The sequence below is a fragment of the Gordonia sp. NPDC003585 genome (assembly GCF_040610755.1).
Taxonomy (GTDB): domain Bacteria; phylum Actinomycetota; class Actinomycetes; order Mycobacteriales; family Mycobacteriaceae; genus Gordonia.
The window spans coordinates 47,345-64,938 of record NZ_JBEXMX010000020.1 but is presented as its reverse complement, the minus strand read 5'-3'; the positions used below and the strand labels follow the sequence as shown (position 1 = coordinate 64,938).

The following is a 17,594-nucleotide window of genomic DNA, read 5'->3' as shown; positions in this document are numbered from 1 at the left end:
CACCGGCCGGCGCTGCCTGCGACTGGCCGTAGGAACCATAGGTGGGCTGGGCGTAGGACGACCCGTAACCGGGGTACGCCGACGGAGAGTAGCCGGGCTGGCCGGTCTGGCCGGCCGTCGAGCCGTACGCGCTGGTCGCCGAATCGGACGGCGCGGGCTGGGCGGCACTCTGCGCCGTGGCGGAGGCGTCGGCCTGACCGGTCGCTGCACCGTACGCGGACGCATCGGCGGTCGGTGCCGCTGTGCCGGTGCCGTACGCGGTTGCGCCGGTCGCGGCAGCAGCCGGTGCAGCGGTCGCACCCGGCGCCACCTTGATGAGTCCGGCCTCGATGACCAGCCAGAAGATGGCGATCAGCGCGATGAGGATCGAGAAGACGATGACGATGATCGCACCGGCACCGGTCTCCGTCTCACCTTCCTTGGTCGCGATCTGAAAGACGCTGATGAACGACGCAGCCAAGGCCAGGGCAACCACCAGCGGCGCCGGCCGGAAGTCGAGCTTGGGCACCAGCGCCAGCAGCGCGAGGAAACCTGCGGTCACGATCAGCGCATACGGCACGACGAAGTAGGTCTCCCAGACCTTCGACGACACGTCGACGTATTCGCTCGAGTAGCTGCTACCGGTGGCGAAACCGCAGAACAGCACCACCAGGCCGAACAGACCGATGGTCCCGGCCACGATGAGCGGCGTGATGGCCGGCAGTCCCTGGCTCGGCGGACGCTGGGCGTAGCCGTAACCCTGCTGACCGTAGGCCTGCTGCCCATAGCTCTGCGGGTCGTAGCCTTGCTGTCCATAGGACTGCGGGTCATAGGACTGCTGGCCGTAACCCTGCTGCCCGTAGGACTGCGCACCCGACTGATCGGCGGCACCCGACTGCCCTGTGGCCTGCGGATATCCCGCCGCAGCGCTCTGCTGTCCATAGTCTTGACCGGTCGCGGGCTGCTGCCCGTACCCCCCGGGTTGATAGGTCATGAGTTCGCTCCTGCTCACAGATAGCTTGTAACCGTCGTTGCACACGCTACCGGTGGTGCACCTCGACGCGACACGGCCGTCCGTCACCAGTGGTGTCACCAGCTGTGTTCGCGACCTCGTTCGGCGTACCAGTCGATCAGGGAGTAGTCGTCAACGGCCTTCGGGTCGACGTTCACCTCGTCGTGACCGGCCAGGATCGCGGTGACCGGAACTTCCAGCTTCTTACCGGTACGCGTATGCGGGATGCCCGGTGCCTCGATCACCTCGTCGGGCACATGCCGCGGCGACAGCCGACGGCGGATCTCGGCCGCGATCCGACCGCGCAGCGCATCGTCGAGCGTCGCGCCCGGCACCAGGGTGACGAACAGCGGCATCCAATACGTGCCGCCCTCGCCGTCGACACCGAGGACAAACGCCTCGGCGATCTCGTCGAGCCCTTCGACCACCTCGTAGATGTCGGCCGAACCCATCCGAATGCCCTGCCGGTTGAGCGTCGCATCGCTGCGGCCGTGGATGACGAGAGAACCGCGGTCGGTGAGGGTCACCCAGTCGCCGTGCCGCCACACCGGACCGTCCGGGCCCGACCCTTCCCATACGTGCTCGAAATAGGCTGAGCGATAGCGTGATCCGTCGTCGTCGCGCCAGAATCCCACGGGCATCGACGGCATCGGGGCGGTCACCACCATCTCGCCGACCTCACCGACGCGCGTCGTTGCGTCCGGGGCCCAACTCTCCAGCGCCACACCGAGATAACGCACCGACAACTCGCCGGCGACCACCGGTTCGCCCACCGAGCCGCCCGCGAAAGCGGTGACCACGTCGGTGCCGCCACTGATCGACGAGATCGGCAGACCCGCCTTGACGTTCTCGTCGACCCAGGTGAACAGATCACCCGCCAACGACGACCCGGTGCTGCCGAGTGCGCGCAATGCGGACAGATCATGGTCGCGCCCGGGCACCAGACCGGCCTTGCGCGACGCCTGCAGCTGGCCGGGGCTGGTTCCGAAGTAGGTGACCTTTTCGTCGGCGACGATCTGCCACAGTCGGTCGGCATCTGGGTAGAGCGGAGATCCGCTGTAACACACGATCTTCGATCCGACGAGCAGTCCCGCGATCTGGAAGTTCCACATCATCCAACTCAGCGCGGTCTGCCACAGGAACACGTCGTCGGCCCCGAGTCCACCGTGCAGCCCAGCGGCCTTCAGGTGTTCGACGACGACACCGCCGTGTCCGTGCACGATGCCTTTCGGCCGGCCGGTGGTGCCGGAGCTGAACAACACCCACAGCGGGTGGTCGAAGGCCACTTTCACCGGTTGGAGGGTCGTCGGATCTCCTGCTGCCACCGCGTCGCGGTAGTCGAGCACGTCCGCATCATCCCCGCCACCCCCGACGACGATCCGCGCACGAAGCTCGGGCAGCAACGATGCGAGTTCCGCACTGTCGGCGGCCTTGTCGATGTCTTTACCGTTGTAGCGGTAGCCGTCCGCGGTGAAGAGCACCTTCGGTTCGAGTTGCCCCAGACGCCCGGCCGCACCCACCGGCGCGTAGTCCTGACCGCAGCCCGACCAGATGGCGCCGAGACTCGCGGTCGCCAGGAAGGCGACCACCGCCTCCGGAATGTGTGGCAGATAGGCTGCGACCACGTCGCCCTCTCCGACGCCGAGATCACGGAGGGTCGCGGCGAGCCCTGCGACCGCCGAACCCAGCTCGGCCCAAGAGATCTCAGAGCGGGCACCGGTCTCGTCGATCCCGACGATCGCCGCACCCGGCAGGCCCGAATGCCGCAGGATCTGATCCACATAGTTGAGGCGGATGTCGGGAAACCAACGGGCTCCGGGCATCTCGGAATTCGCCAGCACCGCGTCGGCGCCCTCGGCAAGCGGTTTCTCGGCGATGACGTCGAGATCGTAGAACTGCCACAGCGAGCGCCAGAACTCCGCGGGCTGATCGACCGACCACTGCCACAACGCCTCGTAGGTGTCGCCTACGTCGATGCCGTTGTCGCGCAGATGGGTTCGGAACTCGTCCATGTCCGATGAGCTCACAGATCTTGCCCGAGCAGTTCGATCGCCTCTTCACGCATCGCGACCTTGCGCACCTTGCCGGTGACGGTCATCGGGAATTCCTTCACCACGTGGACATAACGCGGGATCTTGTGACGCGCGATCTTGCCGTCGGCGAAGTCGCGCACGTCGTCGGCGGTGAGATCGGTGGCCGGTTCACGCAGGCGTACCCACGCCATCAGTTCTTCGCCGTACTTGTCGTCGGGAACTCCGATCACCTGGGCGTCGAGGATGTCGGGGTGGGTGTAGAGGAACTCCTCGATCTCGCGCGGGTAGATGTTCTCACCGCCGCGGATCACCATGTCCTTGATCCGCCCGGTGATGACGGCATACCCATTGCGCGCCATCACCGCCAGATCACCCGTGTGCATCCACCCCTCGGAATCAATTGCCTCCGCAGTCTTATCCGGGTTGTTCCAGTAGCCCTGCATGACGCTGTAACCACGGGTGCAGAACTCTCCGGTCTCGCCCCGATCCAGGGTCTCGCCGGTGACGGGATCGATCACCTTGATCTCCAGGTGCGGACCGACGCGTCCGACCGTCGTCACCCGCAATTCCAGCGGATCGTCGACGCGGGTCTGCGTGGACACCGGCGACGTCTCGGTCATGCCGTAACAGATCGACACCTCCGACATGTTCATCCGGTCGATCACCTGCCGCATCACATGTTCCGGGCACGGCGAACCGGCCATGATGCCGGTCCGCAGACTGGACAGATCGAACTCGGCGCCCGAATCGAGCAGCGCCAGTTCGGCGATGAACATCGTCGGCACGCCGTAGAGACTCGTGCACTTGTAGTCGGCGACGGCCCGCAGCGTGGCCTCCGGATCGAAGGCCGGTGCCGGAATCACCATCGCCGCACCGTGACTGGTGGCCGCGAGGTTGCCCATCACCATGCCGAAGCAGTGATAGAACGGCACCGGGATGCAGATCCGGTCGGCGTCGGTGTAGTTCAGCAGCTCACCCACCAGGTACCCGTTGTTGCTGATGTTGCGGTGAGTGAGGGTGGCACCCTTGGGGAATCCCGTTGTGCCCGAGGTGTACTGGATGTTGATCGGGTCGTCGGGCGACAGCGAAGCAGCGATCTCCGCCACCCGGGCCAGTTCGTCCTCGCTCGGTTCCGCGATGAGTTCCTCCCAGCGCGCCGACTCGAACAGCACCACCTCACGAAGATCGGGACATTTCGCCCGAGCCTCGTCGAGCATGGTCGCATACGCCGAATCCTTGAACCGTTCGGCAGCGATCACCACGCTGATCTCCGACTGGGCCAGTGCGTACTCGACCTCGGTCTGGCGATACGCCGGATTGATGTTGACCAGGATCGCGCCGATCTCTGCCGTCGCGTATTGGGTGAACACCCACTCGTATCGGTTGGGCGCCCACACGCCCACCCGATCGCCGACTCCGACACCCATGCGCAGCAAACCCGCCGCAAGAGCGCGCACGCCGTGGCGGAATTCGCGGTAGGTCCACCGGAGATCCGCCGCCGCGTCGATCAGCGCGAGTTTGTCCGGATGTGCCTCGACGGTGCGAGCGAGTGTGGCACCGATGGTCTCGGTGAGCAGCGCGGGTGTGTCTTCACCTCGCGCGTAAGCCTTTTCGGTCATGGTTGTGCTCCGGTTCTCCCCGACTCACTCGTCGTTGTTCGAAACTTCTTTGGCGGCAGCCACTCTGGTGAGCACCATCTCGGCCTGACGCAACACCGGACCGTCGATCATCTGGCCTTCGAGGCTGAAGACCCCACCACCGCGCGCAGTCGATTCGTCGACCACGCGTTGGGCCCAGGTGACCTCGTCGCCCGCGGGTCGATAGCCGTCACGGATGTAGGGAACCTGGGATGGGTGGATGCAGGCAGTGGCGCTGTACCCGAGGGCCACCGCATCCCGCACCTCGTCGATGAGCCCCTCGGTGTCGTTGATGTCCAGGTGGACCGAGTCGACGGCGAACTTTCCGTGCGCGGCCGCCGCGATCCGGGTCGACGAACGAACCCAGCGGGCGACGTCTCGGTACTGGCCAGGGTGCTTCTCGTCGGGCCCGAATCGGCTCGACTTGCCGCCCAGTCCGGCGACCAGATCCTCGGCTCCCCACATCAACCCGACACAGTTCACCACCTCGGCGATCTCGTGGGCGCGCGTCGCTCCCAGCGGCGTCTCGATCAGCGCGATGGTCTGCAGCGCGGTGTCGATGATCGACGACAGGTCTTCGGCCTTGGCCTGCATGACCACCCGGTAGTTGGTCTCGACCACCGCGGCCAGATCGCGCCGATAGTCACCGGTGCCGGCCGGGTTGATCCGCACGATGGTGCGGTCCGGGTCGATGGGATTGGCGATGAGCGCCTCCCGCGCGGCCGCACGACGATCAGGTGCCACCGCATCCTCGAGATCGAGAATCACCACGTCGGCCCGTTCGAGCGCCTTCGCGTAACGATCGGGGCGATCGGCCGGACAGAAGAGCAACGCCGGCCCGGGCGGCAACCACGGGTTCGCCAGTTGTCGATTCGTGAAGTTCATCGTCATTGCGTCGGCCTTTTCCGCACCAGCGTGGCCCGCTGCGCCCGCGCGACGACCTCGCCGTGCTGATTGCGTCCTATGTGCGTCAAGTTCACCACGCCCTCCCCCGGTCGCGAACGCGATTCGCGCTTAGAGGTGCATTCGGTCTCGGCGTAGAGCGTGTCACCGGCAAAGAGAGGCGCAGGAAAGGCGACCTCGGAGAAGCCCAGGTTGGCCACCAGCGTTCCCTGGGTCAGCTGCGACACCGACAGCCCGACAATCGTCGACAACGTGAACATCGAGTTGATCAGGCGCTGCCCGCCGAAGCCGGGCTGCTGCGCCGACCACGCCGCGTCGAGGTGCAAGGCCTGGGTGTTCATCGTCAACGTCGTGAACAGCACGTTGTCGGCCTCGGTCACGGTGCGGCCGGGCCTGTGCTCGTAAATGGTGCCCTCGGTGAATTCCTCGAACCAGAGCCCACGCTGCACGACGCGCTGCGGCTCGCTCAGTGGCAATCCCACGTCGCTTCGCTCGCTCAGCGGCAATCCCACGTCGCTTCGCTCGCTCATGCGAATCCCAACTCCCGCGCGATCAGCATGAGTTGCACTTCGGTGGTGCCCTCGCCGACTTCCAGGATCTTGGAATCGCGGTAGTGCCGTGCGACCGGATACTCGTTCATGAAGCCGTAGCCGCCGTGGATCTGGGTCGCCATGCGGGCGTTGTCCATCGCTGCCTCGCTGGCGATCATCTTGGCGATCGACGCCTCCTTCTTGAAGGGCTTGCCCGCCAGCATCTTCGCCGCCGCGTCGTAGTAGGCCGTGCGAGCCACGTGCGCGCGGGCCTCCATGCGCGCGATCGCGAACGAGACCGACTGGTACTGGCCGATCGGCTTGCCGAAGGACTGACGTTGCCTGGCGTACTTCACGCTTTCGTCGACGCAGCCCTGCGCCGCCCCGGTGGCCAACGCCGCGATCGCGATGCGCCCCTCGTCGAGGATCGACAGGAAGTTGGCGTAGCCGCGGCCCTGAGTGCCCAGCAGATTCTCCTTGGGCACACGCACATCGGAAAAACTCAGCGGGTGTGTGTCGGACGCATTCCAGCCCACCTTGTTGTAGGCGGGCTCGGCCACAAACCCCTCGGTGCCAGACGGCACGATGATCGTGGAGATCTCCTTGCGGCCGTTCTCGCGAGTGCCGGTGACCGCGGTGACGGTCACGAGCGAGGTGATGTCGGTCCCGGAGTTGGTGATGAACTGCTTGGCGCCGTTGATGATCCACGAGTCGCCGTCGTCCTTGGCGGTGGTGGCGGTCGCCCCGGCGTCGGAACCGGCGCCCGGTTCGGTGAGGCCGAAGCCCGCCAACGCCCGACCTGCGGTGAGATCGGGCAGATAGGTCTGCTTCTGCTCCTCGGTTCCGAAGCGGTAGATCGGCATGGCGCCGAGACTCACACCCGCTTCCAGGGTGATGGCGACCGACTGGTCCACCTTCCCGAGTTCTTCCAGCGCCAGGGCGAGAGCGAAGTAGTCGCCGCCCATGCCGCCGTACTCTTCGTCGAACGGCAGTCCGAACAGGCCCATCTGGCCCATCTGCGCGACCACCTCGTACGGAAAGCTGTGTTCGGCATCGTGCTTGGCCGCAACCGGCGCGACCACCGATTGCGCGAAGTCGCGCACGGTCGCGATGAGGTCGGTGTATTCCTGCGTCAGTTCCATCAGTTCTCCTCGGGAGCAGCGTTATCGGCGGCTTCTGTCTGAATCTGTGCGAGCACCTGCCCGGCGGACACCTTGTCGCCGACTTTGACCGTCAACGACACGGAACCGTCCACCGCGGCGGTGAGCGAGTGCTCCATCTTCATCGCTTCCACGACGACGACCGGGCTGCCCTGGCTGACGGTCTCGCCGTCGGTAACCGGAACGGCCACCACCGTTCCGGGCATGGGGCTGACGATCTCGCCGGCGTTGTCGTCGGCCGCCTCGTCGAGGATGGGGCGTGCCACCTCGAGTTGCCACGTGCCGTGCGGGCCGGCCACCCACCACGTGTCGCCGATGAGCGCCGACGACCACGACTGGCTGATCCCGTCGACGATCAAGCGTCCGGTCTCGGGCAGGTAGCCGACCGCAGCGCTCCACTCTGCAGCACTACTCGGCGCCGGCGTCTCGCCTTCTGTGGTCACCGTCGCCATTCCGGTGAGCGTGCGATGGCCGGTCTCGTCGACCCGGATCGAAACGGTGAAATGTTCTCCGCCACTGACCAATCGCATGGTCACCGGCGCCTTACCGCCGACCCGCCAACCCACGGCGGACTCCCACACGTCACTGCGATCACGAACTCCGATACGCGCCATGCCTGCCAGAGCGAGTGCTTCCGGGACGGGTGCCGGAGCCCGGTAGTCCACGACGAGTCGGTCGAGGAGTTCGGTGTCGAGGTCGGCATCGATCACGGCCTGCTGAGCCAAGACGTGGCGGCAGAAGTCGATGTTGGTGACCACGCCCAGCACCCGGGTGTGGGCGAGCGCGTGGTCGAGGCGTTCGAGTGCTTCTTCGCGGTCGGCACCATGCGCGATGACCTTGGCCAGCATGGGATCGTAGTCACTGCCCACGACCAGACCCGGAAGCATCGCGGAGTCCACTCGGATTCCGTTGCCCGGCAGGCTGTCCGGCTCGACGAGGAAGTCGATGCGTCCGCCCGTGGGCAGAAAGCCGTTCGCCGGATCCTCGGCATACACGCGAGCCTCGATGGCGTGACCGCGCAACACGACGTCGTCCTGGGTGAGGGCGAGCACCTCGCCACGCGCGACCCGAATCTGCTGCTCCACCAGGTCGACGCCGGTCACCAGCTCGGTCACCGGATGCTCGACCTGCAGACGGGTGTTCATCTCCATGAAGAAGAACTGGTCGGGGCGGTGCGCCGAGACGATGAACTCGACCGTGCCGGCCCCGGTGTAGCCGACGCTGCGGGCGGCGTCGCAGGCCGCGTCCCCGATTCGCGCGCGGGTGGCCTCGTCGAGCAGCGCCGACGGCGCCTCCTCGATGACCTTCTGATGTCGGCGTTGCAGTGAGCATTCGCGTTCGCCGAGGTGGATGACGTTGCCGTGGGTATCGGCGAGCACCTGCACCTCGATGTGGCGTGGGGTGTCCACGAAGTGTTCGAGGAACAGGGTGTCGTCACCGAAGGCCGACGACGCCTCCCGACGGGCGCGCGTCAGCGCATCGGGCAACCCGGCCGCGTCCTCGACACGGTGCATACCCTTGCCACCGCCGCCCGCGCTGGGCTTGATCAGCACCGGGAACCCGATGTCGGGGGCCGCCGAGATCAAGTCGTCGTCGGAGAGCCCGGGACGCGAGATACCGGGCACCACGGGCACATTCCGCTCGGTGACGGCGGCGCGAGCGGTGATCTTGTCACCCATCGTCGCGATCGCCTGGGCAGGCGGGCCGATGAAGACGATGCCCGCCTCGGCGAGCGCGGCCGCGAATTTCTGGTTCTCCGAAAGGAATCCGTATCCGGGGTGCACTGCGTCGGCACCGGTCTGCCGCGCCGCGTCGACCACCTTGGCGATGTCGAGATAGCTCTGGGTGGCGGCGGCGGGTCCGATGTGCACGGCAACATCGGCCTCGCGAACGTGACGTGCGTTCGCGTCGGCGTCGGAGTAGATCGCGATGCTTCGGATCCCCAAACGCCGCAGGGTGTCGATGACTCGGCATGCGATTTCGCCTCGGTTGGCGACGAGCACACTGCGAATGGGCCTGATCGTGTCGGTCATGTCATCACATCCGGAAGACGCCGTAGTTGGCATCTGCTAGGGGCGCGTATCGGCAAGTCTCCAAGGCCAATCCGAGCATGGTTCGGGTGTCCGCGGGATCGATGATCCCATCGTCCCACAGTCGGGCGGTGGAATAGTAGGCATCGGACTGCCGCTCGAACTGTTCGCGGATGGGCGATTTGAAGGCCTCCTCCTCGTGGCTGGCCCACTCCTGTCCCGACCGCTCGATCTGATTGCGACGCACCGTCGCCAGGGTGTCGGCGGCTTGCGGGCCGCCCATCACCGAGATGCGGGCGTTGGGCCACATCCACAGGAAGCGGGGCGAATACGCGCGACCACACATGGAATAGTTGCCGGCTCCGAAGGAGCCGCCCACCATGACGGTGAGTTTGGGCACCCGGGCGCAGGCAACCGCGTTGACCATCTTGGCCCCGTTCTTGGCGATGCCGCCCTCCTCGTAGGCGCGTCCGACCATGAAACCGGTGATGTTCTGCAGGAATACCAGCGGAATCCGACGCTGATCGCACAACTCGATGAAATGCGCTCCCTTGAGCGCGGATTCACTGAACAACACCCCATTGTTGGCGACAAAGCCGACGGGATGGCCGTGCACATGAGCGAAAGCGGTGACCAGCGTGGTTCCGTAGTTCTCCTTGAACTCGCTGAATTCACCTGCGTCGCTGATGATCCGGATGACCTCGCGGACGTCGTACGGAGTGCGCGGGTCGGTGGGCACCACGTCGTAGAGGTTGGTCTGAGGCGCCAGCGGTTCGCGCGGCGCGACCGTGTCCCACTGCGGCGCGGCGCGCGGCCCGAGGGTGGCCACGATGTCGCGGACCTTGGCGAGGGCCTGCTGATCGTTGTCGACGAGGTGGTCGGTGACACCGGAGACCGACGAGTGCATGGCACCACCACCGAGTTCTTCGGCGGTCACGTCCTCGCCGGTGGCCGCTTTCACCAGGGGTGGGCCGGCCAAGAAGATCGTGCCCTGGTTGCGGACGATCACCGTTTCGTCGCTCATCGCCGGGACGTAGGCGCCGCCCGCGGTCGACGACCCGAGCACCGCAGAGATCTGCGGGATGCCCGCGGCGCTCATGGTCGCCTGGTTGTAGAAGATGCGTCCGAAGTGCTCGCGATCGGGGAACACCTCGTCCTGCTGCAGCAGCATCGCGCCGCCGGAGTCGACGAGGTAGATGCACGGCAGCCGATTGGCCGCCGCGATCTCCTGCGCCCGCAGGTGCTTCTTGACGGTGACCGGGTAGTAGGTGCCGCCGGAGACCGTCGCGTCGTTGGCGACGATCATGCATTCCCGGCCGGCCACGCGTCCGACGCCGGCGATCACACCCGCGGCGGGCGCCTTGTCGTCGTACATCCCCCAGGCGGCGAGCGGCCCGACCTCGATGAACGGTGACCCGACGTCGAGCAGGCCGTCGACGCGATCGCGAGGCAGCAGCTTTCCGCGCGATTCGTGACGGGCACGCGCTTTCTCGCCTCCGCCGGCGGCGACGGTCGTCAGCCGTTGACGCAGCACGTCGAGGTTCTGCTCGTGCGCGGTTCGGAACCCCTCGACCGTTGTGGTCATCATTGACCTTTCAGTTACTGGTCATTAACTGAATAGGACGGTACACGACTTGGCCGTCGATGTCAGCCACCTGCCGAAAGTCGAGTACGAGGCTCTCCGACAGCGATCAGTATGATTTTTCGTCCGGAATCCGAACCAAAATCCATACTGATCAGACAACCCTTTCGACGACGTCCGAATCAGTCTTCCTCAGTGCGCTCCGAGGGCACTATGCCCTCGGGGACAGGTCACGGCGACCACTTCAGACAGCCGACTCCCAGCGCCGGCCGGTCAGTCCGCCGGAGCCCACGCCAGCCCGTCGGATATCGGTACCCAGCGGGAAGAGGGCCGTGGAGCGCGACGAGGCGACGATGATCCACGAAAAATAGGGGAAGAAACTCGTCCCCTACTCCTGGAGTCCTCCCCGCGAATTTTCTCGCGGACGACTCAACAAGCAGGGGCAGAAATCAGGGGAAGAACCTTCCCCTACTTTCAGTGGCCCGGTGGCTCGCTGACGTGGCCCGTTCACCTGCCCTTCGAACACCTCAGGGAGCGGTGGGGGTGGCGGACGCTTACGCGCAGGTCAGAGCGCTAGTCACCGAACTCTGCGGATCAGCACACTCGGCCAAGCGTGACGCGGGTCACTTCCGTCTCGTACATTGGTGGGGAACCCGCCACCCCTGGGTTCCGTACAACCACGTCGCCCGACGCCACACCCCGGCCAACGGCGACCGACACAATGAAGGCCAGGTAACCCCATGACCCTCGCAGACGACCGCGCGCGCAAACTCGTATCAGCCCAGGTAGAGCAGCGTGCAGACGGCAACGACGGCTTCTCGCTCGACGATCGCTATACGCGCGATTCGGGCACCATCTTCCTCACCGGCATCCAGGCATTGGTGCGCATGGTCCGCGACCGGGCCCGCGTCGACCGCCGCCAAGACCTACGAACCGCATCCTTCATCTCCGGCTACGAGGGCTCACCGCTCGCGGGCTACGACCTCGAGATCGCGCGTCGTCGTGAGTACCTCGATCCGTACGACATCGTCCATCGTCCCGGGCTCAACGAGGAGCTCGCAGCGACGTCGGTGATGGGGTCGCAGTTGGCCGCGCAGGTGGGATCGCTCGCGGACAACCGCGATGGCGTCGTCGGTTACTGGTACGGGAAGGCTCCCGGGCTCGACCGGGCGACCGACGCACTCCGGCACGCCAACCTCATCGGCACCCATCCCGACGGCGGCGCCGTGGCCCTCGTCGGTGACGATCCGGGCGCCAAGAGTTCGACGGTCCCCTGCGCGTCGGAGATGGCGCTGGCCGATCTGTACATGCCGATCCTCTACCCCGCCGACTCGCAGGACATCCTCGACCTCGGCGTGCACGCCGCGATGATGAGCCGGGTGAGCGGCCTGTGGACGTCGATGAAGATCTCGGCGCATGTCGCCGACGGCGCCGCCACCGCAGACGTCGATCCGGCACGCATCACCCCGGTGTACGGCAATCTCGGGCGTAGTCCGCACGTCCCCAGCGGGCGCCTCCTGGGCGCGAATCTGATGGAGCTCGAACAGAATCAGCTCACCACCCGGCTGCCACGGGCCCTGGAGTACGCGCGTCTCAACGGCATCAACCGGATGGTGGTGTCCAGCCCGGACGATCGGATCGGCATCGTCGCGGCCGGCAAGACCTATCTCGACCTTCGAGAAGCGTTGCGTCTCATGGGTATCACCGACGACGATCTCCGCCGCCTGGGCATCCGCATCCTCAAGCTCGGCATGGTGTACCCGATCGAACGCGAGATCCTCGATCGTTTCATGTTCGGCACCGCCCGCGGCGACCTCGACGAGGTGATCGTCATCGAGGAGAAGCGCGACTTCATCGAAACGATGATGCGCGACATCCTTTTCCGGCATCCTCGGGCACCCCGCATCGTCGGCAAGGTCAACGAGGATGGGTCGACACTGTTCTCCCGCTTCGGTGAACTCGACGTCGATTCCGTCACGCGCGGTCTCGCCGGACGCCTTGCGCGGCACGGGGTCGACGCCGCGCAGGCATGGCTCGACCGTAAGGCGGCCCGCGGTACTCGCATCGAACTGCCGCTGGCGGTGCGGACCCCGTACTTCTGCTCCGGGTGTCCGCACAACAGCTCCACCAAGGTGTCGCCCGACACCTTGGTGGGCGCCGGAATCGGTTGTCACGCAATGGTGTTGCTGATGGATCCGCGGCAGGTCGGCGATGTCGCCGGTGTCACGCAGATGGGCGGCGAGGGCGCGCAATGGCTGGGCATGGCACCGTTCGTGACCGCCGACCATTTCGTTCAGAACGTCGGCGACGGAACTTTCATGCATTCCGGTTCGCTCGCGCTGCGAGCGGCGGTTGCGTCCGGCGAGAACGTGACCTACAAACTCCTCTACAACGGAACGGTCGCGATGACCGGCGGTCAAGACCCGGTCGGCGCGATGAGCCTCCCACGCCTCACGTCGTTGCTGATCGACGAGGGGGTCAAACGCGTCGTCGTGACCTCCGACGATCCGCATCGGACACGTTCACTGCGGCTACCGTCGACGGTCGAGGTACGCCACCGCGACGAGATGCTGGACGTCCAAACCGAATTGGCCGCTGTTCCCGGCGTCACCGTGTTGATCCACGATCAGCATTGCGCAGCGGAGAAGCGCCGTAAGCGCAAGCGGGGCACGATGGAAACCCCGAAGACGCGGGTGATGATCAACGAGCGAATCTGCGAGGGATGCGGCGACTGCGGCGAGAAGTCGAATTGCCTGTCGGTCCATCCGGTGTCGACGGAGTTCGGGCGCAAGACACGCATCGATCAGAGCTCGTGCAACCTCGATCTCTCGTGCCTGAAAGGCGACTGCCCGTCGTTTGTCACCGTCACTCCCGGAACCAAGCGGCAACCGGTTCGGGCGCAGGACATTCCGGCGTCGGATGTTCCGACACCGATGTTGCGTGCAATGCGGGACACCTTCTCGTTGCGCGTGACCGGCATCGGCGGAACCGGTGTGGTGACGGTGTCGCAGGTGCTCGCGACGGCGGCCGTGCTCGACGGTCGGTGGGCGAGAACCGTGGACATGACCGGTCTCGCCCAAAAGGGCGGTGCGGTGGTCAGCGACGTCAAGGTGTCGTCACATCCGGCCGAGCAGGCCGCGAAGGTGGCCTCCGACGACTGCGACCTCTACCTGGTTTGCGACCCGCTGGTCGGCACCGACCCGGTCAACCTGAAGGTGGCCGCGGCCGAGAAGACGGTCGCGGTGGTCTCGACGACGCAGATCCCGACGGGACTCATGGTCATCGACACGACCGTCGGTTTTCCCGCAGCCGCACAAGTGCATTCGGCCATCGACTCGCGGGTCGCGCGGGCCGTCTACCTGGATTCCGGCGCCGTCTCGACCGCCCTGTTCGGCGACGAGCAGTACGCGAACATGCTGATGGTCGGGGCTGCGTATCAGACCGGGGCGCTGTCGATCTCGGCCGAGTCGATCGAACGCGCGATCGAACTCAACGGTGTTGCGGTGTCGGCGAACACGCAGGCGTTCCGACGTGGCCGCCAGGTGGTCGCCGACCCCGATGCGGTGACCGCGGTCCTCGACGCGCTGCACGGCCGCGACGATGCTGGTACCGAGCCTGGTGACGCTGCACGGCGTGCCGTCGATGCGGTCGGCATCACCGGCGACCTCGCGCGGACTGTCGCGATCCGGTACGACGAACTCACCGCCTACGCCGACGAGCGTTATGCCCGTGAATATCTCGACGTGGTCCGGCGAGTGCACACCGAGGCCGGTGACGCCGGCCTGACCGATGCGATTGCCCGCAACCTGTACAAGTTGATGGCCTACAAGGACGAGTACGAGGTGGCGCGCCTGACCGCTGACCCGGACTTCGCGTCACAGGTCGCCGAGCAGTTCGGGGACGACGCCAAGGTCGCGGTTCGGCTGCATCCGCCGACGCTGCGTGCGCTCGGGAAGAAGGAGAAGATGTCGCTGGGCGCGTGGAGCACGCGCCCGATGTCGGGGTTGGCCCGGATGAAGCGGTTGCGAGGCACCGCGCTGGACCCGTTCGGCCGCACCGAGATCCGACGGACCGAGCGCGCACTCATCGTCGAGTACCGGGAGCTCGTCGAGTCGATGCTCGCTGCGATCGACTCCGGCAGGATCGACGCGGAGCGGTTGGTCGCTGTCGCCGACCTGCCCGACATGGTCCGCGGCTACGAGAACATCAAGATGCGCAACGTCGAGCAGTATCATCGCGAGTTGTCGCGCATGCGAGGTGAATTGGGTATCTGACGGTCGAGTGGAGACCGACAAAGCCCCCTCCGCCGGCTGAGGTGCGAGCTTGCGAGCCTCGAAGCCCTTGGCGAGGTGACATCGATGTCTCACCAGGCCTTCGAGGCTCCTCGCTAGCGCTCGTCGCACCTCAGGCGGCGGTAAGGTCGCGGCGCGAGGAGCGCGGCGCGGCGCGGCATGAGGATCAGGAGGTATTGGCGTGCAGCCGCGCGAGCACCGTCTGTCCGTCGTCGCCGACGATCGCCGCGGCGCGGTAGCCCACTGTCGCTGCATGATCGGCGACGGCGTCGAACTGAGCGTGGTTGATCTCGATCAGCACCACGCCGGTTGGTGTGAGCCACTCGACGGATTCGCGGACGAGGTCGCGAACATGCTGCAGCCCATCGGGTCCGGCGAGCAGTGCGCCGTGCGGTTCGTGGTCGCGCGCCTCGTGTGGGAGTGTGTCGATTGCCGAATCCGGCACGTAGGGCGGCACAGCGGCGATCACGTCGATGCGGCCGCGTAACGCTTCGGGCAGACCCGCGAGTCCAGTACCACAGTGAACCGCGGCCGGGTCTTCCAGATTTCGCGTCGCGTACGACAAAGCAACCGCGTCCACGTCGGTGGCATGCACCACCGCGTCGTCGGCTTGACGCCGCACCGTCGTCGCAATCGGGGCGACCCCGCAATACGGCTCGAGCATCGTCGGCCTCGTCCGTTCGCGAACCTCGGCAAGTGCAGCGTGCGCCAGCAACAGCGAACGCTGTCGTGGCACAAAGACTCCCGGACCCACAGACAAGCGCAGATCGCCGAAGCCCACCCACCCGAGGATCTGCTCGAGGGGTTCACCGGCGACGCGTCGTGCGCACCAAGAGGCGAGCTGATCGGAATCCACCGCGTCGTCGCGCAGCAACTCCGCCTCGTCCTCCGCGAAGACACTCCCTGCAGCACGCAGCGCGCGGACCAACGGATCGGAATCCGATGGGCCGCGCGCTGATTCGGTCAAGGGATGGTCAGGCAGGCTTGGGGTCGTCCTTCTTCAGTCCAAAGAGGAACGCGGCACCCAACAGCAGCGCGACCTGTAAGAAGCCGAAGATCAGGGCGACGATGGCACCCGCGCCCAACTCGACGACCGGCGGCACCACGAGCGCGGCTGCGAACAGGGCCAGCCAGCCTGCCGTCGCGATCACGGCGAGGAACGGCAAGGCTTTTCGGTACTTCGGCACGAGGACGAGAGTCGTGGCGACCGCGACCGCGCCGAGCAGGATCAGGAACTTGCCCGGGTTGAGCACGATCTCATAGGAGAAGAAGCCGGGTACGCCCCGGTCCCCGTTGGCCAGGTCTTCACTCCATTTGTCTGCCTCGTCTTCCACCCCGCTCGCCACGCTGATCCAGGACACGAACCCCATGAAGTAGGTGACGAGGCCGGCCACCACCGACGCCAGGGCGAGCAGGAGTGAGATGTCGGGACGCGGACCGGGCGCCATCGGCGGTTGACCCCACGCGCCGTATGGGGCGTTGGGGCCGTACGGCTGGTTGGGGTTGTGCTGGGGATCGTAGGGGTTGCCCCACGCACCCTGCGCCGGGATCTGTCCACTGGCCGGCCCCTGAGGCGTCCCGGGCACGTTGGTGCCGACGAACGATGTGGGATCCGAGCTCCCAGGAAATGCTCCGGATGGCGGCCCCGTCGGCCCTGCACCTTGTTGCTGCCCTGCCGGATGGTTCGGATCACCTGGATTCACGCTGTTCTCCTCGTCGAACGCCGGCCTTGGTGCGGCGATGGCGCAAGACTATAGGCATGCGAGGCCGAACTCGTAGCCCTGCGCGGCAAGTTCATCCAAGCGGATTCGCCACATTCACCTGTAGTGCGGCGGTCGCCATGGCGGTCAGCAGTGCACGCAACTGATGCTCCGGGAAGTCGGGCAATCGTGGCGACGAGTTGAGCAAGCCGAACATCGCGTGCACACGCACGCGCGCCTCGTCGCGGTCGAGAGTCCTGCCGCGCTCGGCGGCGTCGGCCAGCACCACGTCCACCCACTGTTCGACGTACCGCCGCTGCAACGACCGGACCCGATGGTTGGCGGCCGGCGTGAGCGACGACAGGTCGCGATCCTGCACGACGATCAGGTCGGGTTTGGTTACCAGGACATCGATGTGGAAACCGATGAGGTCGAGCAGGGTGTCGGCGGGCGCTGCGCCGCGCGCAGCCACCTCGGCGCCGCCGTCGTGCAAGCGTTCGCTGATGTCGACGAGCATCTCGTCGAGCAAGTCGGTCTTCGACGCGAAGTGGCGGTACATGGCGGGGCCGCTGACGCCGACCGCACGCCCGATGTCCTCGAGACGCACCGACGAGAAGCCGCGTTCGGCCATCTGCCGGGCCGCCGCCTCGAGAAGTTCGGTGCGGCGGGCCGCCTTGGCCTGTTCACGACGCGTCTGACGTGGCGCCGACTCGGCATCTGCGCTCGGCATCGGGCG

The 17,594-nt window shown here is 66.2% G+C and carries 12 protein-coding genes; 1 reads left to right on the top strand and 11 read right to left on the bottom strand.

Annotated features, from left to right (window positions below):
• The 8 genes from ABZW74_RS07745 to ABZW74_RS07710 form a co-directional block, all read right to left on the bottom strand.
• A partial coding sequence (locus ABZW74_RS07745; RefSeq protein WP_355275389.1) for a DUF5336 domain-containing protein occupies window positions 1–973 on the bottom strand: 973 nt, incomplete at its 3' end.
• A 95-nt stretch (window positions 974–1,068) separates the two neighbouring features.
• Complete coding sequence (locus tag ABZW74_RS07740) at window positions 1,069–3,003, bottom strand: acetoacetate--CoA ligase (RefSeq protein WP_240856357.1); 1,935 nt, start codon at window positions 3,001–3,003, stop codon at window positions 1,069–1,071.
• An 11-nt stretch (window positions 3,004–3,014) separates the two neighbouring features.
• Window positions 3,015–4,643 carry an AMP-binding protein gene (locus tag ABZW74_RS07735; protein WP_355275387.1) on the bottom strand — a complete coding sequence of 543 codons (1,629 nt, stop codon included), beginning with the start codon at window positions 4,641–4,643 and terminating at the stop codon, window positions 3,015–3,017.
• Between the two features lie 24 nt (window positions 4,644–4,667).
• Window positions 4,668–5,546: a CoA ester lyase gene (locus ABZW74_RS07730; RefSeq protein WP_355275385.1), complete on the bottom strand. Its 879-nt coding sequence runs from the start codon at window positions 5,544–5,546 to the stop codon at window positions 4,668–4,670.
• Window positions 5,547–5,548: 2 nt separating this feature from the next.
• Window positions 5,549–6,034 (bottom strand): MaoC family dehydratase, encoded by a 486-nt coding sequence (locus tag ABZW74_RS07725; RefSeq protein WP_355275393.1) that lies wholly within the window; start codon window positions 6,032–6,034, stop codon window positions 5,549–5,551.
• Between the two features lie 56 nt (window positions 6,035–6,090).
• Window positions 6,091–7,236 carry an acyl-CoA dehydrogenase family protein gene (locus ABZW74_RS07720; protein WP_355275383.1) on the bottom strand — a complete coding sequence of 382 codons (1,146 nt, stop codon included), beginning with the start codon at window positions 7,234–7,236 and terminating at the stop codon, window positions 6,091–6,093.
• The gene (locus tag ABZW74_RS07715) at window positions 7,236–9,287 is read right to left on the bottom strand and encodes an acetyl/propionyl/methylcrotonyl-CoA carboxylase subunit alpha (RefSeq protein ID WP_240856353.1); all 2,052 of its coding nucleotides are present in this window, start codon (window positions 9,285–9,287) and stop codon (window positions 7,236–7,238) included. The genes ABZW74_RS07720 and ABZW74_RS07715 overlap by 1 nt, the downstream gene beginning before the upstream one ends.
• Before the next feature lie 4 nt (window positions 9,288–9,291).
• Window positions 9,292–10,869, bottom strand: coding sequence for a carboxyl transferase domain-containing protein (locus ABZW74_RS07710; protein WP_240856352.1), 1,578 nt, complete (start codon window positions 10,867–10,869; stop codon window positions 9,292–9,294).
• A 737-nt stretch (window positions 10,870–11,606) separates the two neighbouring features.
• Here ABZW74_RS07710 and ABZW74_RS07705 point away from each other — a divergent pair.
• A complete protein-coding gene (locus ABZW74_RS07705; protein WP_355275380.1) occupies window positions 11,607–15,140 on the top strand; it encodes an indolepyruvate ferredoxin oxidoreductase family protein in 3,534 nt (1,177 codons plus the stop codon).
• Between the two features lie 184 nt (window positions 15,141–15,324).
• On the opposite strand, the gene ABZW74_RS07700 is transcribed toward ABZW74_RS07705, so the two are convergent.
• The 3 genes from ABZW74_RS07700 to ABZW74_RS07690 all read right to left on the bottom strand — a co-directional run bounded on the left by ABZW74_RS07700 (window position 15,325) and on the right by ABZW74_RS07690 (window position 17,588).
• Entirely contained in the window at window positions 15,325–16,125 is an 801-nt protein-coding gene (locus ABZW74_RS07700; protein WP_355275379.1) for an SAM-dependent methyltransferase, read from the bottom strand.
• 7 nt (window positions 16,126–16,132) lie between these two features.
• Window positions 16,133–16,861 (bottom strand): DUF5336 domain-containing protein, encoded by a 729-nt coding sequence (locus tag ABZW74_RS07695; protein WP_355275377.1) that lies wholly within the window; start codon window positions 16,859–16,861, stop codon window positions 16,133–16,135.
• Window positions 16,862–16,952: 91 nt separating this feature from the next.
• Window positions 16,953–17,588, bottom strand: coding sequence for a TetR/AcrR family transcriptional regulator (locus ABZW74_RS07690; RefSeq protein ID WP_355275375.1), 636 nt, complete (start codon window positions 17,586–17,588; stop codon window positions 16,953–16,955).
• Window positions 17,589–17,594 lie beyond the last annotated feature (6 nt).